The 23,167-nt window shown below is 65.2% G+C and carries 21 protein-coding genes; 10 read left to right on the top strand and 11 right to left on the bottom strand.

The window, feature by feature from the left end:
* Together uvrA and QM712_RS17715 are read right to left on the bottom strand one after the other, a co-directional pair.
* The coding region (uvrA, locus tag QM712_RS17720) for an excinuclease ABC subunit UvrA (protein ID WP_415024412.1) at positions 1–2,339 on the bottom strand (2,339 nt) is incomplete at its 3' end.
* Positions 2,340–2,682: 343 nt separating this feature from the next.
* On the bottom strand, positions 2,683–3,453 hold the full coding sequence (locus tag QM712_RS17715; RefSeq protein ID WP_415024411.1) for an outer membrane protein: 771 nt from the start codon (positions 3,451–3,453) through the stop codon (positions 2,683–2,685).
* A gap of 447 nt (positions 3,454–3,900) precedes the next feature.
* Between QM712_RS17715 and QM712_RS17710 the strand changes: the two genes are divergently transcribed.
* The 3 genes from QM712_RS17710 to gyrA all read left to right on the top strand — a co-directional run bounded on the left by QM712_RS17710 (position 3,901) and on the right by gyrA (position 8,062).
* Complete coding sequence (locus tag QM712_RS17710; RefSeq protein WP_415024410.1) at positions 3,901–4,398, top strand: single-stranded DNA-binding protein; 498 nt, start codon at positions 3,901–3,903, stop codon at positions 4,396–4,398.
* 365 nt (positions 4,399–4,763) lie between these two features.
* Positions 4,764–5,162: a DUF2306 domain-containing protein gene (locus QM712_RS17705; protein WP_415024409.1), complete on the top strand. Its 399-nt coding sequence runs from the start codon at positions 4,764–4,766 to the stop codon at positions 5,160–5,162.
* A 170-nt stretch (positions 5,163–5,332) separates the two neighbouring features.
* Positions 5,333–8,062 (top strand): DNA gyrase subunit A, encoded by a 2,730-nt coding sequence (gyrA, locus tag QM712_RS17700; protein WP_415024408.1) that lies wholly within the window; start codon positions 5,333–5,335, stop codon positions 8,060–8,062.
* A 117-nt stretch (positions 8,063–8,179) separates the two neighbouring features.
* On the opposite strand, the gene QM712_RS17695 is transcribed toward gyrA, so the two are convergent.
* The 4 genes from QM712_RS17695 to QM712_RS17680 all read right to left on the bottom strand — a co-directional run bounded on the left by QM712_RS17695 (position 8,180) and on the right by QM712_RS17680 (position 12,570).
* The gene (locus QM712_RS17695) at positions 8,180–9,109 is read right to left on the bottom strand and encodes a radical SAM protein (protein WP_415024407.1); all 930 of its coding nucleotides are present in this window, start codon (positions 9,107–9,109) and stop codon (positions 8,180–8,182) included.
* Between the two features lie 90 nt (positions 9,110–9,199).
* Complete coding sequence (locus QM712_RS17690) at positions 9,200–10,195, bottom strand: hypothetical protein (protein ID WP_415024406.1); 996 nt, start codon at positions 10,193–10,195, stop codon at positions 9,200–9,202.
* Between the two features lie 82 nt (positions 10,196–10,277).
* Positions 10,278–12,131: a potassium transporter Kup gene (locus QM712_RS17685; RefSeq protein ID WP_415024414.1), complete on the bottom strand. Its 1,854-nt coding sequence runs from the start codon at positions 12,129–12,131 to the stop codon at positions 10,278–10,280.
* A gap of 181 nt (positions 12,132–12,312) precedes the next feature.
* Positions 12,313–12,570, bottom strand: a complete 258-nt coding sequence (locus QM712_RS17680) for a hypothetical protein (RefSeq protein WP_415024405.1) — start codon at positions 12,568–12,570, stop codon at positions 12,313–12,315.
* A 257-nt stretch (positions 12,571–12,827) separates the two neighbouring features.
* Here QM712_RS17680 and coaD point away from each other — a divergent pair, with 257 nt between their 5' ends.
* From coaD to queA, 5 genes are all read left to right on the top strand, one after another.
* On the top strand, positions 12,828–13,325 hold the full coding sequence (gene coaD / locus QM712_RS17675; protein ID WP_415024404.1) for a pantetheine-phosphate adenylyltransferase: 498 nt from the start codon (positions 12,828–12,830) through the stop codon (positions 13,323–13,325).
* 34 nt (positions 13,326–13,359) lie between these two features.
* Positions 13,360–13,923 (top strand): peptidylprolyl isomerase, encoded by a 564-nt coding sequence (locus QM712_RS17670; protein WP_415024403.1) that lies wholly within the window; start codon positions 13,360–13,362, stop codon positions 13,921–13,923.
* A gap of 8 nt (positions 13,924–13,931) precedes the next feature.
* Positions 13,932–14,351 (top strand): hypothetical protein, encoded by a 420-nt coding sequence (locus QM712_RS17665; protein ID WP_415024402.1) that lies wholly within the window; start codon positions 13,932–13,934, stop codon positions 14,349–14,351.
* On the top strand, positions 14,348–14,812 hold the full coding sequence (locus QM712_RS17660; protein ID WP_415024401.1) for a peptidylprolyl isomerase: 465 nt from the start codon (positions 14,348–14,350) through the stop codon (positions 14,810–14,812). Before QM712_RS17665 ends, QM712_RS17660 begins: the two co-directional genes overlap by 4 nt.
* A gap of 144 nt (positions 14,813–14,956) precedes the next feature.
* Positions 14,957–16,030, top strand: coding sequence for a tRNA preQ1(34) S-adenosylmethionine ribosyltransferase-isomerase QueA (gene queA, locus QM712_RS17655; RefSeq protein WP_415024400.1), 1,074 nt, complete (start codon positions 14,957–14,959; stop codon positions 16,028–16,030).
* Positions 16,031–16,147: 117 nt separating this feature from the next.
* Here the strand turns inward: queA and QM712_RS17650 are convergent, their stop codons facing one another.
* The 4 genes from QM712_RS17650 to QM712_RS17635 form a co-directional block, all read right to left on the bottom strand.
* On the bottom strand, positions 16,148–17,185 hold the full coding sequence (locus tag QM712_RS17650; protein ID WP_415024399.1) for an aspartate-semialdehyde dehydrogenase: 1,038 nt from the start codon (positions 17,183–17,185) through the stop codon (positions 16,148–16,150).
* Between the two features lie 231 nt (positions 17,186–17,416).
* Positions 17,417–18,022 carry a PepSY domain-containing protein gene (locus QM712_RS17645; RefSeq protein WP_415024398.1) on the bottom strand — a complete coding sequence of 202 codons (606 nt, stop codon included), beginning with the start codon at positions 18,020–18,022 and terminating at the stop codon, positions 17,417–17,419.
* Between the two features lie 260 nt (positions 18,023–18,282).
* Complete coding sequence (locus QM712_RS17640) at positions 18,283–19,026, bottom strand: TetR/AcrR family transcriptional regulator (RefSeq protein WP_415024413.1); 744 nt, start codon at positions 19,024–19,026, stop codon at positions 18,283–18,285.
* 136 nt (positions 19,027–19,162) lie between these two features.
* Complete coding sequence (locus QM712_RS17635; protein WP_415024397.1) at positions 19,163–20,344, bottom strand: patatin-like phospholipase family protein; 1,182 nt, start codon at positions 20,342–20,344, stop codon at positions 19,163–19,165.
* 204 nt (positions 20,345–20,548) lie between these two features.
* Here QM712_RS17635 and tgt point away from each other — a divergent pair, with 204 nt between their 5' ends.
* A complete protein-coding gene (tgt, locus tag QM712_RS17630; RefSeq protein ID WP_415024396.1) occupies positions 20,549–21,682 on the top strand; it encodes a tRNA guanosine(34) transglycosylase Tgt in 1,134 nt (377 codons plus the stop codon).
* Between the two features lie 66 nt (positions 21,683–21,748).
* On the opposite strand, the gene QM712_RS17625 is transcribed toward tgt, so the two are convergent.
* Positions 21,749–21,967, bottom strand: coding sequence for a hypothetical protein (locus tag QM712_RS17625; RefSeq protein WP_415024395.1), 219 nt, complete (start codon positions 21,965–21,967; stop codon positions 21,749–21,751).
* Positions 21,968–22,189: 222 nt separating this feature from the next.
* Between QM712_RS17625 and cysK the strand changes: the two genes are divergently transcribed.
* On the top strand, positions 22,190–23,167 hold the full coding sequence (gene cysK, locus QM712_RS17620) for a cysteine synthase A (RefSeq protein ID WP_415024394.1): 978 nt from the start codon (positions 22,190–22,192) through the stop codon (positions 23,165–23,167).

The raw sequence follows: 23,167 nt of genomic DNA, 5'->3' as shown, positions 1-23,167 counted from the left end.
CCCTGGCAGGCTTCGCAGCGGCCGCCCTTGACGTTGAAGGAGAAGCGGCCGGGCTCGTAGCCGCGCGCCTTCGACTCCGGCAGGCCGGCGAACCATTCGCGGATCGGCGTGAACGCGCCGGTATAGGTCGCGGGGTTGGAGCGCGGAGTGCGGCCGATCGGCGACTGGTCGATGTCGATGATCTTGTCGATGTGCTCGAGGCCCTCGATGCGGTCGTGCGGCGCCGCGCCTTCGCTGGCGCCGTTCAGCTTGCGCGCGATGGATTTGTAGAGCGTGTCGATCAGCAGCGTCGACTTGCCGCCGCCGGACACGCCGGTGACGGCGGTGAACAGGCCGAGCGGAATCTCGGCGGTGACGTTCTTGAGGTTATTGCCGCGCGCATTCACCACCTTGATGGTGCGGCGATGGTTCGGCGGGCGCCGGTCCGGCACCTCGACCTCGAGCTCGCCGGTGAGGTACTTGCCGGTCAGCGATTTCGGGTTGCGCATGATCTCGGCGGGCGTGCCTTCGGCGATGATGTTGCCGCCGTGCATGCCGGCGCCGGGACCGATGTCGAGGACGTGGTCGGCCAGCAGGATGGCGTCTTCGTCATGCTCGACCACGATCACGGTGTTGCCGAGGTCGCGCAGCCGCTTGAGCGTGTCGAGCAGGCGCGCATTGTCGCGCTGGTGCAGGCCGATCGACGGCTCGTCCAGCACGTAGAGCACGCCGGTCAGGCCCGAGCCGATCTGCGAGGCGAGGCGGATGCGCTGGCTCTCGCCGCCGGACAGCGTGCCGGAGGAGCGGGACAGGGTGAGGTAGTTGAGGCCGACGTCGAGCAGGAAGGTGAGGCGCTCGCGGATCTCCTTGAGGATGCGGCCCGCGATCTCGTTCTGCTGCGCGTTCAGCGCCTCCGGCACGGTCTCGAACCAGGCGCCGGCGTTCTTGACCGACAGCTCCGAGATCTCGCCGATGTGCTTGCCGCCGATCTTGACGCAGAGCGCCTCGGGCTTCAGTCGGAAGCCGTTGCAGGCGCCGCAGGGCACGTCGTGGAAATATTTCGCCAGCTCCTCGCGCGCCCACTCGCTCTCGGTCTCGCGGTAGCGGCGGTTGATGTTGGTGATGACGCCTTCGAACGGCTTCTTGGTGTCGTAGGAGCGGACCCCGTCCTCGTAGGAGAACTTGATCTCGTCCTCGCCGGAGCCGTGCAGGATGGCGTTCTGCGTCTTCTTCGGCAGGTCCTTCCACTTGGTGGTCAGCGTGAACTTGTAGTGCTTGCCGAGCGCGGTCAGCGTCTGCGTGTAATAGGGCGACGACGACTTGGCCCAGGGCGCGATCGCGCCCTTGCCGATCGCGAGATCCTTGTCGGGGATGACGAGGTCTTCGTCGACATGCTGCTCGACGCCGAGGCCGCCGCAGGCCGGGCAGGCGCCGTAGGGGTTGTTGAAGGAGAACAGCCTGGGCTCGATCTCGGGGATGGTGAAGCCGGAGACCGGGCAGGCGAACTTCTCCGAGAACAGGATGCGCTCGGGCCCGCTCTTGTCGTGGATCTTCGCGGTTTTCTTCTTCTCCTCGACCGGCGCCGCGGCCGGGGCGTCGGCGAACTCGACGACCGCGAGGCCTTCGGCGAGCTTCAGCGCGGTCTCGAAACTCTCGGCGAGACGCTGGCCGATGTCGGCGCGCACCACGATGCGGTCGACGACGACGTCGATGTCATGCGGGAATTTCTTGTCGAGCGCCGGCGCTTCGGCGAGTTCGTGGAAGGTGCCGTCGATCTTGACGCGCTGAAAACCCTTCTTGAGCCACTCGGCGAGCTCCTTGCGGTACTCGCCCTTGCGGCCGCGCACGACGGGGGCGAGCAGATAGAGGCGGGTGCCTTCGGGCAGCGCCAGCACGCGATCGACCATCTGCGAGACGGTCTGACTCTCGATCGGCAGGCCGGTGGCGGGCGAATAGGGCACGCCGACGCGCGCCCAGAGCAGGCGCATGTAGTCGTAGATCTCGGTGACGGTGCCGACGGTGGAGCGCGGATTCTTCGAGGTCGTCTTCTGCTCGATCGAGATCGCGGGCGACAGCCCGTCGATCTGGTCGACGTCCGGCTTCTGCATCATCTCCAGGAACTGGCGGGCATAGGCCGACAGCGATTCCACGTAGCGGCGCTGGCCTTCGGCGTAGATGGTGTCGAAGGCGAGCGAGGACTTGCCGGAGCCGGACAGGCCGGTGAACACCACGAGCTTGTCGCGGGGAATCTCGACGTCGATGTTCTTGAGGTTGTGCTCGCGCGCGCCACGGATCGTAATTGCGCGCAGGTGTGAACCCGCGTTCTGTTGCTGGCGCTTCGCCTTGATCACTTCATCCATCCTGGTGGTCCCCAAGAAAACCCCAAAAGCTGCGCGACCGCGCCAGCGTTCAGGCGCGCTTCGCCCGGAACCGGGATCGGCGCCGATGGGTATGCTGGCGAACGTAGGAAGAACGGGAGCGGATTTCCAGTGCGAGTTGCGAATCGTCAACGGATTGTTGGCCTGCTGGCGGCACATGGCAGCAGATGCCGGGAACACGCGAGGTCCGTCGCGGGCGGCTCTGGCCGCGATGCCAAGATCACGGCGATCCGGCGAGGTCCTGGGCGCACCTCGGAGGACCGCGCGACAGCGAAAGGCCGGCGCGAAGCCGGCCTTTCGTAACGTGATAGTGGCGTGACGGTGCTCAGTACTTCGCGATCACCGGGCCGCCCCAGCGATAGTTCACGCGGATGAGGCCGATGTCGACGTCCTGGCCGATGCGCTCGGAGCGCGTCGGGGCTCCGAGGGGCGCCGCCACGAAATTGCCGGAGCCGCTGAAGGTGAGGGTCCTGTTGCCGAGGAAGATGTGATCGTATTCGACACCGACCGACCAGTTCGGCGCAAAGCCGAACTCGAGGCCGGCGCCGACGGTGCCGCCCCAGCGGGTTTCGCTGGCGCGATCGAATTCGAGGCCGGTCACGACATCGTAGCCGCGGTATTTGTCGGCAACGACCGCGCCGCCGCCCTTCACGTAGAACAGGACGTTGTTCCAGGCGTAGCCGATCTGGCCCGTGATCAGGCCGAAGGAGTCGATCTTCGAGCGGTCGCGCAGGCCGCTGACCGCGCCGAGATTGTCGCCGGAGAAGTCGGCCCAGTTGCCCTGGCCCTCGAAACCGAACACCCAGTTCGCCGACTGCCAGCGATAGCCGATCTGGCCACCGACCGTGCCGCCGACCGCGTTGTGGCAGCCTTCGCCGCCGACGAACGTGCCGCCGAGCGTGTAATTGTCCCAGCACTTGTGGCTCGAACCGCCGCCGCCGTTGATGCCGATGTAGAAGCCGCTCCAGTCGTAGATCGCGGCGACCATGGGAGGGGGGGCCTTGGTGTAGGGACGCGCAGCCAGATCCGCCGCGCTGGCGGGTGCCGACAGGCCCAGGGCCGCTATACCGATGATGCCAAACAGAATCTTATTCATTGCAGTCTCCCCAGTGTCGGCCGCTTCTCGAAGTCCCCGAAGCGGCCAATCAGGCGCGACGCCCATATGAACCAATTCCGAGGCAACCGTAGCCCAATCATGAGGCAAAGTCCGTCTCCGAAATGCAACACTCACGTGCCAACTCAGACATTTGCAACTTGATGAATGTTAAGTGGTTTTCGCCCTTGGCGGGAACCCCGCGGGGTTCCGCCGGGCACTCGTTTCGGGGCCGCCCATGGGGCGTTCATCCCGCATCCTGGGCATCATTTTCTCGAAAGAACAAATCTGGAACAAATGGGAGGTCGATGCTATATGTGGGGATAACGTGAGGGGTGACGGGCTGATCGGCCCTCGCAAGCGTATAGGGTCCCGTCAACGGGCAGAGGAGCGCGGGCGCGCGGACCCGGCCCTTCTGAAATTCAGTGGCATTTGGAGTGGAGAGCGGCGATGGCGGGAAGCGTCAACAAGGTCATTCTGGTTGGAAATCTCGGCAAGGATCCTGAGATCCGCCGCACCCAGGACGGGCGGCCGATTGCCAATCTGAGCATTGCGACCTCGGAGACCTGGCGCGACAAGGGCACCGGCGAGCGCAAGGAAAAGACCGAATGGCATCGCGTCGTGATCTTCAATGAAGGGCTCTGCAAGGTCGCCGAGCAATATCTGAAGAAGGGCGCGAAGGTTTACATCGAGGGCGCGCTGCAGACCCGCAAATGGACCGACCAGAGCGGCGCGGAGAAGTACTCCACCGAGGTGGTGCTGCAGGGCTTCAACTCGACGCTGACGATGCTCGATGGTCGTGGCGGCGGAGGCGGCGGCGGCAGCTTCGGCGACGAGCCCGGCGGCGATTTCGGCTCCAGCGGTCCCGTCAGCAGCGCACCGCGCCGCCCGGTTGCCGCCGGCGGTGGTGGCCGCAACAACGACATGGACGACGACATCCCGTTCTGAGGACCGTCGCAAAAGCGCCCGGCGCTTTTTGCGGATTGATCTGAAGCGCGATGGCCGCCTGCGTGCGAGGCGCCATCGCGCTTTTCGTTTTCAGCCTTGCGCTGCGGGCTGCAACGTGTCCGCCGCGCAGGCGCAAGTGGTCCGGGTCTATCGATGCGGAAGCGCGTGTGCCGAGCGAGCATACGTTTCGCCTGATCGTCTTCGCCCGAGGCGACAACAGAGCTTGCCAGGCGCCGGACAAGCCTCAGCTTTTGCGCCCTGGCTTCATGCAGCATGTGAGCTTTTGACCGGCGTGTGATGTGAATGGTACGAACTTCGTGCCGATCGCATTCGCATGGCCTGTCCGACGGCCGGAGAACACCCGCATGAGCCTTGCGCCGCTGCTCGAGGCCGCTCCGGCCATCCCGCTGCACGCCGTCGCGGCGATGGCCGCGTTCGTGCTGGGCCTGGTTCAGCTGGCGGCTCCCAAGGGCACGCTGCCGCATCGGACGTTGGGCTGGATCTGGGTCGGCCTGATGGCGTTCGTGGCGGCATCGTCGTTCTGGATCCACCAGATCCGCCTGGTCGGGCCATGGAGCCCGATCCACCTGCTGTCGATCTTCACGCTGGTGATGCTGGTGTCGGGCGTGATGGCCGCGCGGCGGCACAATGTCCGCGGCCACAAGATCACGATGATATCGATCTTCTTCGGCGCGCTGGTGATCGCCGGGCTGTTCACCTTCGTGCCCGGGCGCATCATGTATCAGGTGGTTTTCGGCGGCTGAGGGGGCTGTTTTCGGCGCTCTGTTTCAGGTCGGTTCCAGGCGATGGCGCGGCGCCCGTAAGTCTCTGGAAAAACAGTCGGAAAAAGCGCTTCACAAGGTCCTTGCAAGGGTGGTTATCGGACCCCCGATGCGCTATATGATTCCCAGATAAAACCTCACCGGATTTCCCATTGGCTGACGACGACAACAAGCCCGGCGACCAGCCGGCGCAACCCTCGGACATTCGCCCCGTTTCGATCTACGAGGAGATGAAGAAGTCCTATCTCGATTACGCCATGAGCGTGATCGTGTCGCGAGCGCTGCCCGATGCGCGCGACGGGTTGAAGCCGGTCCACCGCCGCATCCTGTACGCGATGAACAATCGCGGCGACACCCCGGACAAGAAGCACAAGAAGTCCGCCGGTGCCGTCGGTGAGGTCATGGGTAAGTACCACCCCCATGGCGACCAGGCGATCTACGACGCGTTGGTGCGCATGGCGCAGGACTTCTCGATGCGCGCGCCCCTGATCGACGGACAGGGCAATTTCGGCTCGGTCGACGGCGATCCGCCGGCGGCGATGCGCTACACCGAATCCCGTCTGACCAAGATCGCGCTCAAGCTGCTCGAGGACATCGACGACGACACGGTCGATTTCCAGGACAACTATGACGGGTCCGAGCGCGAGCCGGTGGTTCTGCCGGCGCGGTTCCCGAACCTGCTGGTCAACGGCGCGGGCGGCATCGCCGTTGGCATGGCCACGAATATCCCGCCGCACAATCTGGGCGAAGTGATCGACGCCTGCGTGGCGCTCATCGACAATCCGTCGCTGACCATCGACGAGCTCAACAACATCATCCCGGGGCCGGATTTCCCGACCGGCGGCATCATCCTCGGACGCCAGGGCATCCGCAGCGCCTACCATCTCGGCCGCGGCTCCATCGTGATGCGCGGCAAGGTCGAGTTCGAGACGGTCCGCAAGGAGCGCGAGGCGATCGTCATCACCGAGATTCCGTATCAGGTGAACAAGGCGACGATGGTCGAGCGCATCGCCGAGCTCTACAAGGAAAAGAAGATCGAGGGCATCTCGGACCTGCGCGACGAGTCCGACCGCGACGGCTACCGCGTCGTCGTCGAGCTCAAGCGCGATGCCGTGCCCGACGTGGTGCTGAACCAGCTCTACAAGTTCACGCCGCTGCAGACGAGCTTCGGCGTCAATGCGGTCGCGCTGGATTCCGGCCGTCCGCAGACGATGAACCTGAAGGACATGCTGACGATCTTCGTCGGCTTCCGCGAGCAGGTCGTCACCCGCCGCACCAAATACAAGCTCCGCAAGGCGCGCGAGCGTGCGCACGAGCAGGTCGGCCTCGCCATCGCGGTCGCCAACATCGACGAGATCATCAAGGTGATCCGGCACTCGCCGACGCCGGCCGCGGCGCGCGAGACCCTGATGACGCGCGACTGGCCCGCGCGCGACGTCGAGGACATCATCACGCTCATCGACGATCCCCGTCACCGCATCAATGAGGACGGCACCATCCGCCTCTCGCTGGAACAGGCGAGGGCGATCCTGGAACTGCGCCTCGCTCGCCTCACCGCGCTCGGCCGCGACGAGATCGGCGAGGAGCTCGCCAAGCTCGCCGGAGAGATCGGCGACTATCTCGAGATCCTGCGCTCGCGCGCCCGCATCCTCGACATCATCAAGACCGAGCTTGCCGAGGTGAAGGCCGAGTTCGCCACACCGCGCCGCACCGTGATCATGGAGCAGGAAGGCGAGGTCGAGGACGAGGACCTGATCCAGCGCGAGGACATGGTCGTCACCGTCTCGCACGCCGGCTACGTCAAGCGCGTGCCGCTGTCGGCCTACCGGGCGCAGCGCCGCGGCGGCAAGGGCCGCGCCGGCATGCAGACCCGCGATGAGGATTTCGTCTCGCGCCTGTTCGTGGCCTCCACGCACACGCCGGTGCTGTTCTTCTCGTCACGTGGCCAAGTCTACAAGGAAAAGGTCTGGCGCCTGCCGATGGCCGCGCCGAACGCGCGCGGCAAGGCGCTGATCAACATCCTGCCGCTGGAGCAGGGCGAGCGTATCACCACCATCATGCCGCTGCCCGAGGATGAATCGACCTGGGGCAACCTCGACGTCATGTTCGCCACCACCGGCGGCAACGTCCGGCGCAACAAGCTGTCCGACTTCGTCGACGTCCGCCGCTCCGGCATCATCGCGATGAAGCTCGACGACAATGAAGCGATCGTCGACGTGCAGATCTGCACCGAGCGCGACGACGTGCTGCTGACCGGCGCCGGCGGCCAGTGCATCCGCTTCCCCGTCACCGACGTGCGCGTGTTCACCGGGCGCACCTCGATGGGCGTGCGCGGCATTGCGCTCGGCGAGGGCGATAAGGTGATTTCGCTGGCGATCCTGCGCCATGTCGAGACGACCTCGGACGAGCGCTCGGCCTATCTGAAGATGCGGCGTGCCGTGGCGGGCGAAGCCACGACCGAAGAGGCGCCTGTCGATGCCGAGGCCGAGGAGACCTCCGGCAGCTTCCAGCTTCCCCAGGAACGCTATGTCGAGATGTCGGCGCAGGAGCAGGTCGTGCTCACCGTCTCCGTCAACGGCTACGGCAAGCGGACCTCGTCCTACGAATACCGCACCACTGGACGCGGCGGCAAAGGCATCGTCGCCATGAGCGTCAACAACCGCAACGGCAACCTGGTGGCGTCGTTCCCGGTCGAGGACGCCGACCAGATCATGCTGGTCACCGACAAGGGCCAGCTCATCCGCTGCCCGGTCGAGGGCATCCGCATCGCCGGCCGCTCGACGCAGGGCGTGATCGTGTTCGACACGGCCGAGGAAGAGCACGTCGTCTCGGTCGAGCACATCACGGAAGAGGCGGAGAGCAACGGCGAGAGCGGGAATTGACGCCTCGCACTCCGGTCCCGCTCGAAGCAGTGAGGGCGAGGAAGAGGATCAGGGTCTGCATCAGCCGTCCCGCGGGTCGGGACGGCTTTCAGCGGGACGCCTGAAGCCCCTACGGCCTCACTCGGCCGCGAGAAAAGGCTGCATTGTCCGTCCGTCTCGCTGCGGACCGGCGTCGGAATATTTGTTGCAGAAATAGTAGCAGTGCTGGGTGTCGCACGGCGCCGGCCCCGCGCGCCGCGCGAACGTGCGGGCGAGGATATTGCCCATCGGATCGCCGCCGCCGCATCGGCGAACGTCGCCGTTCGGAAGGATCTGGACGAAGCGCACGCCCGCCGTGCAAAGCGCGCCCTTGTACGACGGCATGCCGTCAAGAAACAGGTCGTCGTTCAGGATGTCGATGCTCGGCGGCTCCGCGCGGCGGAGCAGGTCGGCCTGATAGAAATCCCGTGCGCGAGCCGCCAGCAACCTGAATTGCTGCTTCTCCTGCTCGGTGTAGGCCTGCGGGTAGATCTTGCCGTCGGCGGATCCACGAAACAGCTTCGGAACAGGGAAGAGGCCGATCGGCGCCAGCAGCGCGATCGCATCGTCGAAACGCCTGAGCGCCGACGGCGTCGCAACCAGCGAGACGATGAGAGGAAAGTCCGCGGCACGGAGAGTTTCGGCGTTGCGCAGGAACGGCGCGTTGTTCTTGCGCAGTTCACGCTCCTCCAGATGGAGCCCCGCATTGATGAAGCTCACGCGTGACGGGTCGACCACACGCGGAAGATCCGCGAGAGAGGCATGCGTCAGATTGGAGTTGAGCGAGATGTAGTGACGCGCGGTCAGCCGCTCGCACAACGTCGCGAAGTCCGGATAGATGCTGGGTTCGCCGCCGGTCAAATGCAGCAGCCAGATCGCTCCCGTCTCGTCGAAAGCCGAGCCCCATCCGGAGGGATCGGAGAATGTCCGCAGCTTGGCGCCGAGCGTCTCGGGGCCGAAGAAGCAATACCCGCAACGGTAGTTGCATGTATCGAGCAGGTGCCAGTCAGCCTCGATGCTGTAGTTCATCGCCCGGTATTCCCATTGCGCTGGCCGGAACCTCGGCTGGTTCCCCACGGACATGGCCGGCTTGCGGCGCCGAGAACCCGCGCTTTGGGGTTATCGGCCCATCTTCCGCAAAACTAACCGCAATGTATCGGCGAGCAAAGGCGTTTTTCGGATGGCGTTCCGCATGACGCTGGAGACCGGGGGCGACCGGCCCGCCTGGATGTCCGCGTTTTCCTGCTCGAGCGCGGCGACCCGGGCCTTGAGCGCCTCGTTGGCAAGGCGGTAGGCGCGCTGCCCGGCCTGAAACTCTTCGTGCAGGGTGAGGTAGGCGGTCCAGCGCAGAACGTGCCCGAGTTCCATGCGGGGAAGCGGAGATTCAAAGCCGTACTGGCGCAGGATGCCGTCGATATAGGACCCGGCGGGTGGTCCGAGGTAGTCCGGAATCCCGGCCCGGCGCCAAGTCTCGTTGAAGAGATGGACGAATGTCGATTTCGCGCATCGGGCCTGGAGCTGGTCGCGCTTCGCCGGATCGAACATCGCGGGTACGTCGAGGGCGGACAGCGGGTAGGTCGTATCCATCGCTTGACCGTGCTTCGCAAGACCGTGCTTGACGACGATCTCGGTGAACAGATCGGCGCCCGTTTCGCCGTAGAGCGGCGATTCTCCGAGGGCGACACATCGTTCCAGGCACTCCTGCAACGCCGGATGGCCGGCCGGAAACTTCACGACCGAGAAAGTGACCCTGGTCGGATCGACGGTTTCGATCGAGAAGAAGAACGGGTCAGCGGGAAGCTCGGGCCGCAGCAGGATGACGTCGTGGTCGATCCACCAGCCTCCGAGCTGGTGCAGCATCGCATAGCGAAACAGATTGGAGTGGAGCGCAAAGCTGCCTCGACCGATGTCCTTCTGGTAGGCGAGAACGCGATCGGTCGGCCAGATCTCGTTGGCGTCCCGCCGCACGATCCAGTCCGGAACGGCGATCGCGGGATCGTAGGTGAAGAGCTCGACGCGGTGCCCCTGGTCCACGAAACTCCGCATGCCCGCGAGTTGGTAGGGGCCGAGCGGGCTGCCGTGCCAAAAGCAGCGTACGGTCTCAGTTTGCGGCATCGATCAGGTCCGGGCAACGGGCGATTGGATGCCGGCTGGCTTAGGGGCCCTGTTCGCGCGATGCAATCCCAGATTTGCAATCTTAGATTTCCAACTCGGTCCCGAACTCCACCACCTGCTTGGTCGGTACTCCGAAGAAGGCCGCCGAGCGCTCGGCGTTGCGTTGCAGGAAGGCGAACAGGCCTTCGCGCCAGACCCACATGCCCGGGATGTCCTCGCTCGGGATGATGGTCTCGCGGCCGACGTAGTACGTGATGTCGGAGAGGTCGACTCCAGGCAGCTTGCCCTGCCGGCAGGCGAGGGTGAGCCCCTCATATATCGTCGGGTTCTGCATGAAGCCATAGTGCAGGATGACGCGGGTGATCCCCGTGATGATCTCGACCACCTCGGCGCGGTCCTCGTCGGCGATGTGCGGCGATTCCTCGATCAGCACCGTTACGAGGATGATGCGCTCGTGCAGGACATGGTTGTGCTTGACGAATTGCGTCAATGCGAGCGGTACGCCGCGCGGCGCGGAGGCGAGAAACACCGCGGTCCCGGGCAGCCTTGCGCTGCATTTGTTCACGGCGGTCTCGATCAGGTCCTCTTCGGGCTGGCGCAGCTTGGCGCGCGCCGCTTCGACCAGCTTCACGCCGCTGCGCCATGTCAGCATCAGGAAGGCGACGAAGGCCGCGAGCAGCAGCGGAAACCAGCCACCCTCGAACAGCTTGATCGAGTTGGCCGAGAAGAAGATCACGTCGATCACGAAGAAGAAGCCGTTCACCATGACCACGAGCCATGGCGAATAACCCCACTGGATCGCGACAAGCGCGGCGAGCAGCGTGGTGATCGCCATCAGCAGCGACACGGCGATGCCGTAGGCGCCGGCCAGGGCGTCCGACGTGCCGAAGCTCAGGACCGCGCCGAGCGTTGCGGCGGCCAGCAGCCAATTCACCAGGGGCACGTAGATCTGGCCGATCGCCGCGCTCGTGGTGTGGCGGATCTGCATGCGCGGCAGGAAGCCGAGCTGGATCGATTGCTGGGTCAGCGAGAACACGCCGGAGATGATCGCCTGCGAGGCGATCACGGTTGCGACGGTGGAAAATGCGACCAGCGGATAGTGCAGGGCGTCGGGGCAGAGCTGGAAGAACGGATTGTCGATCATTCCGGGATCGGTGATCAGCAGCGCGGCCTGGCCGAAATAGTTCAGCACCAGCGCGGGCAGGCAGACGGCGAACCAGGCGAGCCGGATCGGGAAGCGGCCGAAATGGCCCATGTCGGCATACATGGCCTCGCCGCCGGTGACGGCGAGGAAGGCGGCGCCCAGGATGCCGAAGGACACGTGGAAATCCTGGTGGATCAGGAATTCGAAGGCGTAGAGCGGACTGAGCGCCGCCAGCACGGCAGGGGCCTTGGCGATGCCGTGGATGCCGAGCGCTGCGAGCACGATGAACCAGACCATCATCACCGGCCCGAAGATGCGGCCGATGAACCCGGTGCCCTGCTTCTGCATCATGAACAGGCCGACCAGGATCGCGACGGTCAGGGGCACCACGGCGGGCGCGAGTGAGGGCGCATCCACCTTGAGACCTTCGATGGCGCTCAGCACCGAGATCGCCGGTGTGATCGCGCCGTCGCCATAAAGCAGCGCCGCGCCGATGAGGCCGACCACGAGGAGGTGCGCGCGCCAGGTGCCCGGCTGGGCGTGGCGGGCATGCAGCAGCGCCAGCAGCGCGACGATGCCGCCTTCGCCGCGATTGTCCGCACGCAGGATCAAGAGCGCGTATTTCAGCGAAATGATCAGCAACAAGGCCCAGAGGATGAGGGAGGCAACCCCGAGGACAGCCTCGTGAGTCAGTGTGGCGCCGTGGGCGGCTGCCTTGGCTGCTTCCTTCAGGGCGTAGAGGGGGCTGGTGCCGATATCGCCATAGACGACCCCGAGGGCACCGATGGTCATGGCAATCGGCAGCGGGTCGGGCTGATGGCCGGAGGCGACTGCGGGCGTACTGGACAAAGGACGACCCCCCAATGGGATCGCGCCCGACGGGTCATTCCGAGGGGCGCGAATGTCCTGCAGTCTGCGACGAGACGTCGCAAATATCCATGGGGTTTATATGACGCGAAACTGACAGACCGGCCTACGGGGTACGATCGGCCGAGACCAGCCGGACCTCGCGAACGTCTGCCTTGGTGCCGGCACGGCGCAGGCACGAAGCCTCGAAGTTCGGCCAGGCCTGCTGCGAACATTCCTTGCCGATGGTGCGGATGTCGAGCCGGTCGCTCTTGGCGAGCGCCTGCGGCACGCTGGCTTCGACCTTGGGGGCGAAACCCGGCAGGATGGTGAGAGCTGCGGCGACACACGCAGCAATGGTGATTGCTGAAAAGGTCTTGATCATCGACGGTCCCCTGTGATGCGGCCGCTGCAGCTTGTTGCGCGGCCCGTCATTCGTTGGGTGGATTAGTAACCATGGCCAGTTTCCGGACGTCTTCGCGCATGCAGGAAATGGTTTCGTTCGCGCTCCGTTTTGTTTCGTGGCCGTCCCGAGGACGAAACAGACCGGGAGAGGCCGACAGCAGGCCGGCGATTTTCCGCGAAACGGGCAGGGAACCTTCCCGGCTTGCCGGGCCGGGCCGGGCGCGGTAGGAGGAGGCCATGCCGCGCATCGCCTTCTACCCAGGTTCCTTCGACCCCATCACCAACGGCCATCTGGATGTCGTCCGGAACGCCGTTCCCCTGTGCGACAGGCTGGTGGTCGCGATCGGGGTTCATCCCGGCAAGAAGCCGTTGTTCTCGACCGAGGAACGGCTGGACATGCTCCGCGACGTCTGCGGGCCGGTGGCCGCCAAGGCCGGCTGCACCCTGGAGGCGACGACCTTCGACGACCTCGCGGTCACCGCGGCGCGCAAGCACGGCGCGACCATCATGATCCGCGGCCTGCGTGACGGCACCGATCTCGACTACGAGATGCAGCTCGCGGGCATGAACGAGGCCATGGCGCCCGAGGTGCACACCGTTTTCCTGCCGGCTTCTCCCGTGGTCCGCCCGATCACCGCCACTTTGGTGCGCCAGATCGCCGGCATGGGCGGAGACGTCTCGGCCTTCGTCCCGCCGCAGGTCGCGGCACAGCTCAAGGCAAAGTTCGCCGGCTGACGGCACGCATTCATCTCATCCGATCGGAGTTTTCATGATCCGTATTCTCGCAGTCCTTGCCGCGCTCGTGTTCGCCGTGCCGGCATTCGCACAGTCCCTGCCGGCGGGGCTGGACAAGGCCAATGCGATCGTCATCGACACCACCAAGGGCCGTATCGTCATCAAGCTGCGGACCGACCTCGCGCCCCAGCATGCCGAGCGCCTGAAGCAGCTCGCGCGCGAAGGCTTCTACAATAACGTGCCGTTCCATCGCGTGATGGACGGGTTCATGGCGCAGACCGGTGACGGCCAGAACTTCAACGGTACCGGCGGCTCGAAATATCCGAACCTCAAGCAGGAATTCTCCAAGGTGCATTTCGCGCGCGGTATCGTCGGAATGGCGCGGCGCGGCGACAGCGTCGACAGCGCCAATTCGCAGTTCTTCATCATGTTCGCGGATGGCGGCAGCCTCGACGGCCAGTACACCGTGGTCGGCGAGGTCGTGCAGGGCATGGACGTCGTCGACAAGCTGAAGAAGGCCTCGCCCGGCTCGTCCAGCGGCAGCGTCACCGATCCCGACAAGATGGTGAAGGTGCAGGTCGCATCCGACATCAAGTAGGAGTGGCGATGGAGCGTTGCGGCCAAAGGCTCCTGCTGGCTGCCGCCGCGCTCCTGCTTGGCTCGTCCTGTGCGGCGGCGCAAGCGCCGTCCACCAGCCGGGTCAACACCATCAGCGACGTCTTCGCCCGGCTGCGCACCTGCTGGAAACCACCCCCGGCCGGCCGGGTTCACCCCATCGACATCACAGTCATCGTGAGCTTTAACCGGGCCGGAGACATCCTGGGCCATCCGAGGATCACCTACGAATCCGCGGAGGCCACCGACGACGACCGGCTGCAATACCGGATCGCGGTGATGGAGGCATTGCAACGCTGCACGCCGATGCCATTTACCGATGCGATGGCCGGCGCCGCTGCGGGGCGACCATTCGCGGTCCAGTTCCACGGCCCGAAGACTTCACCCCCAACCCAAGAGAGACCAGTATGAGCGTCACCGAAAACACCTTGATCCTCGAAACCACGCAGGGCCCCGTCACCATCGAGATGCGGCCCGACCTGGCGCCCGGACACGTCGCCCGTATCAAGGAACTCGTGCGCGAGGGCTTCTACGACGGCATCGTCTTCCACCGCGTCATCGACGGCTTCATGGCGCAGACCGGCTGCCCGCACGGCACCGGCACCGGCGGCTCGGGCAAGAAGCTCAAGGCCGAGTTCAACAAGGAGCCGCATGTGCGCGGCACCGCATCGATGGCGCGCGCCGCCAGCCCCGATTCCGGCGACAGCCAGTTCTTCATCTGCTTCGACGACGCCCGCTTCCTCGACAATCAGTACACGGTCTGGGGCAAGGTCACCGACGGCATGGACAACGTCGACAAGATCAAGCGCGGCGAGCCCGTGCAGAACCCCGACAAGATCGTCAAGGCGCGGATGGCCGCCGACAAGGAGTAAGTGCTTCTCCTCATGCTGAGGAGGCGCGAAGCGCCGTCGCGAACAATGAAGGCCGAGCTGCAGCAGCAGGAGGGCCTTCATTGTTCGAGACGCGCGTTCCGCGCTCCTCAGGATGAGGATTGGCCGTGCGGCGCTGAGCCCGACATGCGCACCGATCTGTTCGACTTCGATCTCCCCGCCGAGCGCATCGCGTTGCGCCCGGCGAGTCCGCGCGACTCCGCTCGGCTGCTGGTCGTGGAGAACGGATCGTTGCGCGACCAGACCATTTCCGAGCTGCCGCAATGGCTGAAGCCGGGCGACCAGCTCGTCGTCAACGACACCAAGGTGATCGCGGCGCAGCTGAAGGGCCGCCGCATCGGCCGCGAGACCGAACCAAAGATCGAGGCGACCCTGATCAAACGCCTCGACGGCTCGCGCTGGCAGGCGCTGGTGAAGCCCGCCAAGAAGCTCGTCGCCGGCGACCGCATCCGCTTCGGCCATGAAGGCAAGGTGTGCCTGCTCGGCCATCTCGACGCCGAGGTCGAGGCCAAGGGCGGCGAGGGCGAGGTGACGCTGTCATTCTCGTTCCATGGCCCGGCGCTCGATCAGGCCATCGCCGATCTCGGCAGTCCGCCGCTGCCGCCCTACATCGCCTCCAAACGTACGCCCGACGATCAGGACCTCGCCGATTACCAGACGATGTTCGCGGCCAATGAGGGCGCGGTCGCGGCGCCCACGGCGGGCCTGCATTTCACGCCGGCGCTGGAGCAGGCGCTGCACGCGCGCGGCGTCGGCGTCAACCGCGTGACGTTGCATGTCGGAGCGGGGACGTTCCTGCCCGTGAAGGTGGACGACACCGAAACCCACAAGATGCATGCCGAGTGGGGCACGATCTCGGCCGAGACGGCGGAGAAGCTCAATGCGGCACGGCGGAACGGCGGCCGCGTCGTCGCCGTCGGCACCACGTCGCTGCGGCTTCTGGAAAGCGCTGCCGGCGAGGACGACACGATCCGGCCGTTCGCGGCCGAGACGTCGATCTTCATCACCCCGGGCTATCGTTTCCGCGCCGTCGATATCCTGCTGACGAACTTTCATCTGCCGCGCTCGACGCTGTTCATGCTGGTCTCGGCGTTCTCCGGACTTGAAACGATGCAGCAGGCCTATGCGCACGCGATCGCGAGCGGCTACCGGTTCTATTCGTACGGCGACGCCTGCCTGCTGTTTCGGGCACGCGCCTAGCCTCGGCGCCGTGAGACGGGCAGCACGCGGCATGCCCACCATCATTGCTTGAATGTGTGATGGAAGCGGTGGGCACGGCGCTCGTGCGCCCATGCCCACCCTTCGGCATCCGCTTCGTTACGCCATCACGCGCTGCGGCAGCAGCTCGGCGATCTGCACGGCGTTCAGCGCCGCGCCCTTCAGCAATTGGTCCGCCGCCACGAACATCGAGATCGAATGTCCCGAGGGGTCGCTGAGATCCTTGCGGATGCGGCCGACGAGGACGTCGTCCTGGCCGGAGGCGTCGATCGGCATCGGGAAGTAGTTCTTGGCGCGGTCGTCGACCACCTTGACGCCGGGCGCCTGGGCCATGATGGCGCGGACCTGGTCCTCTGTGATCGGCTTCTCGCATTCGAAGGTGATGGCCTCGCAATGGGCGCGCAGCACCGGCACGCGGACGCAGGTGACGCCGATCGCGATCTTCTCGTCCTCGAAGATCTTGCGGGTTTCCTTGATGACCTTGGTCTCTTCGTCGTTGTAGCCGGTCTCGGGGTCGATGGCGGTGTTGTGGTTGAAGAGATTGAAGGCGTAGGGATGCGGCATCACCTTGGGCGTATAGACCTGCCCGTTGAGGTTGGCGCGGGTGGACTCCACGAGTTCGTCCATCGCCGCGGCGCCGGCGCCGCTGGCGGCCTGATAGGTCGAGATGATGACGCGCTTGATGCGGTTCTTCTGGTGGATCGGCCAGAGCGGCACGAGCGCGGTGATCGCCGCGCAGTTCGGATTGGCGATGATGCCCTTGTGGTCGCGGATGCGGCCGGCATTGATCTCGGGGATCACCAGCGGCACGTTCGGATCCATCCGGAAGGCGGAGGAATTGTCGACCACGACGGCGCCGGCCTTGACGGCGATCGGCGCGAACTTCTTCGAGATGCCGCTGCCGGCGGAGAACAGGGCGACGTCGACGCCGTCGAACGCGCGCTCGGTCAATTCCTCGATGACGACATCCTTGCCGCGGAACGATACCGTCTTGCCGGCGGAGCGGGCACTGGCCAGCGCCTTGAGCTTGCCGACACGAAAGCCACGCTTGTCCATGGTGGCGATGAATTCGGCGCCCACCGCACCGGTGACGCCGACAATCGCGACGACGGGATCGTTACTCACATTCTCCTCCATTGCATTTGAAATTCGGACAACAAAAAAGCCCCGGACCATCGAGGGCGGGGCTTCGGTAGAGCTGATGCGTTCAGTCGACGACTATGCGCGCACGCCTCCCCGGGCCCCGAAGGCCGTGGTGGTTTTCGTCGTGCGTTTGGTGGTCGTGAACATCGCGGCGACTTATGCGGGAGAGTCCGGCGCCCGTCAATGGCTTTCCGGCCGAATTGGGGCGCCGGGCCGGATCGGCCGTTATCTCGTCCGCGCGCCCGGAGGCTCGAGAATGACCTCCTTGAGGTCGTCGCCGCTGATGACCACGATCGCGAAGTTGAGCCGCCCGCGGTCGCGGACGAGGCCGCCGCTGATCGCCTTGCCGGAGGCTGCGCGTTCGGCGACGCGCACGGCATCGGCGAGACGGTGCCGGATGGAACCGAGGGCCGTGAGATTGCTGCGATCCTCGGCGTCGAGCTCGGTCACGGGGAGGGCGGCTTCTCCGCCGACGAACTCGCCGGTCGCCGCATTGATGGTGTGGCGCCAGATCCGGTCGTTGTGCACGGTTTTCACCCGGTAGACCGGAACGCCGGAGGCGCCGTCGAAACTGACATCCGCGGTCGTGGCGCCGGCGTGGCGCGCTTCGGCGATCGCCATGGCCTGGCCGAGCGAGATCGACGAACTGCGGAAGCGCTCGATCTCGCGGCTGACCGCCTGGCGATCGGTCTCGGGATCATCGCTGTCCGTCTCGCTGTGAAGTGCCGTCGGTGTGCCGGTGGTGACGATGGCCCGCGCGGGCGCTGCGAGGAAAAGCGCCGAGAGGGTGATCGCAAGCAACTGCCAGCGGAAGCGTGTTGTCGTTGTCATGCTCGAAACCCCTGGGCGGTGGGCCGGCCTGATGATTCGAAAGAAGACGCGGCCGACCTTGGGCATCGGCCGGCCGCGGAGCACCGCGACGGGCTGCACCCGCCGCGGCGATCGAAGTCAGAATACGATGCGGACAGCTTTTGGGGCTGGTTAAAAAGTTGCCCGCATCTTCTTATAATGAAACCATACCGTATCGTTTTGTTTCGGTCAAACGAATAGCGCTCCCGGCCTGGGGATAGAACGCTCAGCTCACGGAATTGTCAGCGCGACGGACGCCGCCGCGACGTGCCCTTGGCCGCTTCGCGGACGCGGTCCGCAGGCCCCAGTGCGCCGGCCAGGAACAGCTTGATGGCGGCGCGCATCCGCTTCTCTGCGGCCTTGATCTCCATCGCCGTTCCGAACGTCGCCAGGCGGTGGGTGTGTCCGACCACGACGTCGAGAAACACTTCGGCCGTGATGGTGGTGTCCTCGACGTCGAGCGCGCCCTGCGCGACGAGATGGTCGAAGAAGCGCGCCGTGGTGGCGACCGCCTTCAACCAGCCTTCCTCCTTGCCGAGCTTGGCGATGTCGGGAAAGTTGATGGCCTGCGACGTCATCATGCGGCTGAAGGCGACGGCATCGGGCCCGCAGGTGAAAGTCAGCATCTCACGTCCGATCTCGACCAGACGTTGCTCGACGGAGATGTCCGAAGGGCTGCCGAGCTGCGTCTCGGCCGCGGCCGACAGTGGCGCGAGCCAGCGCGAGATTTCGCGCCTGAGCACGGCCGCGAACAAGCCGCGCTTGTCGCCGTAGCGGGAATAGACGGTCGGCTTGCTCACGCGCGCCGCTTCCGCGACGGCGTCGAGCGAGGTCGCGTCGAAGCCGCGATCCAGGAACAAGCGGGTGGCGACCTCGATCAGCCGCTGATCGCGTTCGATCGCGGCGTTCTTCGTCGGACGGCCGCCGCGGGATTTCGCCACGTCGCGCCGTGCGGCCGTTTTGGTCTTGGTCGCAGTCAATCCCATGCCCAATGATTCCTGCGTGTTCACGACAGTCGTCATGGCTCTATATCTTGCGGGAGCGGGAGCGTCATCGCGAATCTGGCCGAATTGGCCGCATCGTCAACGGTTTCGGCAGGCCGCCGTTCCGCCGCGAGCGGAGTCACGGCAGTGTCGAGGTCCAGGCATGGCCGGAGGCCGCCTTCTCGTACCCGTACTGGTACAGCGCGCGCATATAGGCGGTGTTGAAGCCTTCGGAGGGGGCTGCCGGGTAGTCGCGCTCGATGTAGGACAGGTGGAAGCCGAGGCCGTTGCGTTTGGCGAAATCATAGGTCGAGTAGATGATCGACCGCGTCTGCGATTGCGTGATCGAGGACAGGCTGCGCGAGGCGACGTCGATCGTCCCGTTGGCGACGAGTTCGAAGGTTCGTTCGATCTTCTTGTTGACGAGGATGTAGATGTTCATCCGCGCGCTGCCGGGCAGGCGTCCCTGCACGAGCAGCGCCTCCGGCAGCGTCAGCACCGGCGCGGTCACGCCGCCATCGACATGCATCTCCTGGAATTTGTGGCCCTGGCCTTCGGCCTCGATCAGGATCGGCGGAAACACCAGCGGGATGCTGGCGGACGCCGCCATCACGTCGCGGAACAGCCGCAGCGCTTCCGGCGTGCCGACCGCGGCGATCTTGCCCATGTCCCAGATCGCGGTGCGCTGGGTGTCGAGATCGGTCGTCACGACGAGCAGCTTGCGGCCCTTGGCGTTTTCGCGCGCGACCTGGGCCAGGATCTCCGGCCCGACATAGCGGGCGACCAACTCGCGCAGCCGCGTGTTGCCGAACAGCCCGGATCCGAACAGCACGCGGATGATGCTGGGATCATCGAGCAGGCTCTCCGCGATGCCGCTGGTGTAGAGCTCCCGCAGGGTGTCGTCGTATTGCGGCCCGAGGAATGCGAAGGGCGCGATCAGGCCGCCGGTGCTGACGCCCGAGACGACCGAGAAGGCGGGGCGGTTGCCGGCGGCGGACCAGCCGTTCAGCACGCCGACACCGTAGGCGCCATCGGCGCCGCCGCCGGACAGCGCCAGGTAGGTCTTGGCCGCGGAGCCGTTGTCCTTCTCGAAGCTGAATTTGGTGACGGGCTCGTCGGCATAGCGCCGCAAGCCGTCGATATCGAGGACGCGCGAGGCGGTGGCATCGGCGGCCGTGTAGGGGATCCGGGGAACGGACGTGCAGGCGGACAGCGCCAGGCTGCATGCCAGTACCAGCGATCCGATCAGGCGGGCGCCGGTCGATCTTATCCAGCCATCAGGAGAGCTGGAGGCTTCTGTCGCACTTGAGAGAGAGGGCATGGGCCGGCGGCTGGAGATCACGCGTACGTTAGCGCCGCCGGCATTGCCGCGGCATCTCGTCCAGCCCCCGGATAAAACTACACTGTATCGTTTTGTTTAACAAGCCGCACGCCATCACGTCCGTGTCATCCGGGTGTCCCGTTCCGGGCCATCTGCCGCCCGGGCGGGTTGATCGGCCTCTCCCGACACGCAATAAGCAGCGCCATGAGTCTTCCCAATCACTTCGAACTGCTCGCTATCGATGGCACGGCGCGTACCGGGCGCCTGACCACGCCGCACGGCGTGGTGCGGACGCCCGCCTTCATGCCGGTCGGCACCGCCGGCGCCATGAAGGGCATGCACTGGCGCGAGGTCCGGGATGCCGGCGCCGACATCGTGCTCGGCAACACCTATCATCTGATGCTGCGTCCCGGCGCCGAGCGGATCGCGGCGCTCGGGGGTCTGCAGAAATTCACCGGCTGGAACGGGCCGATGCTGACGGATTCCGGCGGCTTCCAGGTGATGTCGCTGTCCGACCTGCGCAAAGTCAGCGAGAACGCCGTCACCTTCCGTTCGCACATCGACGGCGCCAAGGTCGAACTGTCGCCGGAGCGCTCCATCGAGGTGCAGCGTTTCCTCGGCTCCGACATCGCCATGCAGATGGACGAATGCGTGCGGCTGCCGGCCGAGCACGCCGACATCGAGCGCGCGATGCGTTTGTCGCTGCGCTGGGCCGAACGCTCCAAGCGTGCGTTCGAGAGCGCGCCCGCCGGCTACATGCTGTTCGGCATCGTGCAGGGCGGCGACGTGCCGGCCCTGCGTCATGCGAGCGCGCAAGGCCTCGTCGAGGTCGGCTTCCACGGCTATGCGATCGGCGGCCTCGCCGTCGGCGAGCCGCAGGCTGTGATGCTGGCGATGATCGACGAGACCGCGCCGGCACTTCCGTCGGACCGCCCGCGCTATCTGATGGGCGTCGGTACGCCCGACGACATTCTCGAGGCGGTGAAGCGTGGCGTCGACATGTTCGACTGCGTCATGCCGACGCGCAATGGCCGCCACGGCGTTGCCTTCACACGCTTCGGCCAGGTCAACCTGCGCAATGCGCGTCACGCCGACGATCCGCGTCCGCTGGACGAGGAGAGTTTATGGCCCTCGACGCGCGGCTATGCGCGCGCCTATCTGCATCACCTCGTGAAGGCGGGCGAGACCCTGGGCGCGATGCTGCTGTCCGAGATCAACATCGCCTATTATCAATTCCTGATGCAGGGCATCAGGGATGCCATTGCGCAGGGGACGTTCGCCGAATTCTATCAGCGCACGCGCGAGGATTGGGCGAGGGGCGACATCGCTCCACGCTAGCGCAAGATGTGAAGTGCTTTTTCCGTCGGATCGTGCCCAGCACTGCACGACGTCATCAGCGCGACGTCAGTTGCAAAGGATACGCTGCTTGACGGCGTGCTTGGTCACGAAGCCATAGCCACAGGTGTCGCAGGTCCAGAGATAGCTGATCACCTGGTCCGAAACGTAAGCGGAAGCTTCAGCGGCAACCATGGAATCCGCGCAGACGGGACAGGTCGGCAACTCGCTGCAACGCGGGTCACGATGGGGCGCTACGGTCGACAGCACTTCAGCGATTGCTGACATCGTGGTGACCTCCCTGTTTATGAGACCAAAGTCTAGCATAAGCCGAATCAGTTGACGAGGTCGCAACACAAATGCGTTGGTTTTCTGATATCGACAGGTCACGCAATTTTGCGATGCAGCGATTTTCCGGTGGGCTGCTTTGTCGCTTGCGTGTCGTCACGAGCTGTCTGTAACTGCGTAAACGCTGCGAATAGCGCGCAATTTCGCTTCAGGGAGTTTATCATGGACGCATCGTCCAAGACGGGTGCAGCGCACCAGGCCGGCCGCGGCCGGATTTATGACTCGATCGTCGATGCCTTCGGCGACACGCCCATCGTGCGCCTGCGCCGCCTGCCGGGCATGCACGGCGTGAACGCGACCATTTTGGCTAAACTTGAATATTTCAATCCGGCCGCGAGCGTGAAGGATCGCATTGGCGCGGCCATGATCATCGCGATGGAGAAAGCGGGCGTCCTCAAGCCGGACACCGTGCTGATCGAGCCGACTTCGGGCAACACCGGAATCGCGCTGGCCTTCGTCGCGGCTTCGCGTGGCTACCGGCTCAAGCTGGTGATGCCGGAATCGATGTCGATCGAGCGACGCAAGATGCTGGCATTTCTCGGTGCCGAGCTGGTGCTGACGCCGGCAGCGCAGGGCATGAAAGGCGCGATCGCGACCGCCGAGGAATTGTTGAAGACGACGCCGAATTCGGTGATGCCGCAGCAGTTCAAGAATCTCGCCAATCCGGAAGTGCACCGCCGCACCACCGCGGAGGAAATCTGGAACGACACGGCGGGCAACATCGACTTCTTCGTCGCCGGCGTCGGCACCGGCGGCACCATCACCGGCGTCGGCCAGGTGCTCAAGCCGCGCAAGGCCTCGTTGCGCGTGATCGCGGTCGAACCGGAGGAAAGTCCGGTGCTCTCCGGCGGCCAGCATACGCCGCACAAGATCCAGGGCATCGGTGCCGGCTTCGTGCCCGACATCCTCGACCGGTCCGTGATCGACGAGATCGTCAAGATCAACTCCACGACGGCGATCGAGACCTCGCGGGCGCTGGCGCGCCACGAAGGTATTCCGGGCGGCATCTCCTCGGGCGCGGCGATCGCCGCCGCATTGCAGATCGGCAAGCGGCCGGAAGCTGCGGGAAAAGTCATCCTGGCCGTGGTGCCATCCTTCTCCGAGCGCTATCTTTCGACTGCATTGTTTGAAGGGATCTAG

It is taken from the genome of Bradyrhizobium sp., assembly GCF_047605465.1.
GTDB lineage: Bacteria > Pseudomonadota > Alphaproteobacteria > Rhizobiales > Xanthobacteraceae > Bradyrhizobium.
The sequence above is the reverse complement of the archived record's forward strand: the minus strand, read 5'-3'. Positions and strand labels throughout refer to the sequence as shown.

What these genes read in the sequence shown, in the direction of transcription:
- QM712_RS17715 (WP_415024411.1), bottom strand. Translation starts at nt 3,453, where the DNA reads ATGAATAAGATTCTGTTTGGCATCATCGGTATAGCGGCCCTGGGCCTG.
- QM712_RS17710 (WP_415024410.1), top strand. Translation starts at nt 3,901, where the DNA reads ATGGCGGGAAGCGTCAACAAGGTCATTCTGGTTGGAAATCTCGGCAAG.
- QM712_RS17705 (WP_415024409.1), top strand. Translation starts at nt 4,764, where the DNA reads ATGAGCCTTGCGCCGCTGCTCGAGGCCGCTCCGGCCATCCCGCTGCAC.
- QM712_RS17695 (WP_415024407.1), bottom strand. Translation starts at nt 9,109, where the DNA reads ATGAACTACAGCATCGAGGCTGACTGGCACCTGCTCGATACATGCAAC.
- QM712_RS17690 (WP_415024406.1), bottom strand. Translation starts at nt 10,195, where the DNA reads ATGCCGCAAACTGAGACCGTACGCTGCTTTTGGCACGGCAGCCCGCTC.
- QM712_RS17685 (WP_415024414.1), bottom strand. Translation starts at nt 12,131, where the DNA reads ATGACCATCGGTGCCCTCGGGGTCGTCTATGGCGATATCGGCACCAGC.
- QM712_RS17680 (WP_415024405.1), bottom strand. Translation starts at nt 12,570, where the DNA reads ATGATCAAGACCTTTTCAGCAATCACCATTGCTGCGTGTGTCGCCGCA.
- coaD (WP_415024404.1), top strand. Translation starts at nt 12,828, where the DNA reads ATGCCGCGCATCGCCTTCTACCCAGGTTCCTTCGACCCCATCACCAAC.
- QM712_RS17670 (WP_415024403.1), top strand. Translation starts at nt 13,360, where the DNA reads ATGATCCGTATTCTCGCAGTCCTTGCCGCGCTCGTGTTCGCCGTGCCG.
- QM712_RS17665 (WP_415024402.1), top strand. Translation starts at nt 13,932, where the DNA reads ATGGAGCGTTGCGGCCAAAGGCTCCTGCTGGCTGCCGCCGCGCTCCTG.
- QM712_RS17660 (WP_415024401.1), top strand. Translation starts at nt 14,348, where the DNA reads ATGAGCGTCACCGAAAACACCTTGATCCTCGAAACCACGCAGGGCCCC.
- queA (WP_415024400.1), top strand. Translation starts at nt 14,957, where the DNA reads ATGCGCACCGATCTGTTCGACTTCGATCTCCCCGCCGAGCGCATCGCG.
- QM712_RS17650 (WP_415024399.1), bottom strand. Translation starts at nt 17,185, where the DNA reads ATGGAGGAGAATGTGAGTAACGATCCCGTCGTCGCGATTGTCGGCGTC.
- QM712_RS17645 (WP_415024398.1), bottom strand. Translation starts at nt 18,022, where the DNA reads ATGACAACGACAACACGCTTCCGCTGGCAGTTGCTTGCGATCACCCTC.
- QM712_RS17640 (WP_415024413.1), bottom strand. Translation starts at nt 19,026, where the DNA reads ATGGGATTGACTGCGACCAAGACCAAAACGGCCGCACGGCGCGACGTG.
- QM712_RS17635 (WP_415024397.1), bottom strand. Translation starts at nt 20,344, where the DNA reads ATGCCCTCTCTCTCAAGTGCGACAGAAGCCTCCAGCTCTCCTGATGGC.
- tgt (WP_415024396.1), top strand. Translation starts at nt 20,549, where the DNA reads ATGAGTCTTCCCAATCACTTCGAACTGCTCGCTATCGATGGCACGGCG.
- QM712_RS17625 (WP_415024395.1), bottom strand. Translation starts at nt 21,967, where the DNA reads ATGTCAGCAATCGCTGAAGTGCTGTCGACCGTAGCGCCCCATCGTGAC.
- cysK (WP_415024394.1), top strand. Translation starts at nt 22,190, where the DNA reads ATGGACGCATCGTCCAAGACGGGTGCAGCGCACCAGGCCGGCCGCGGC.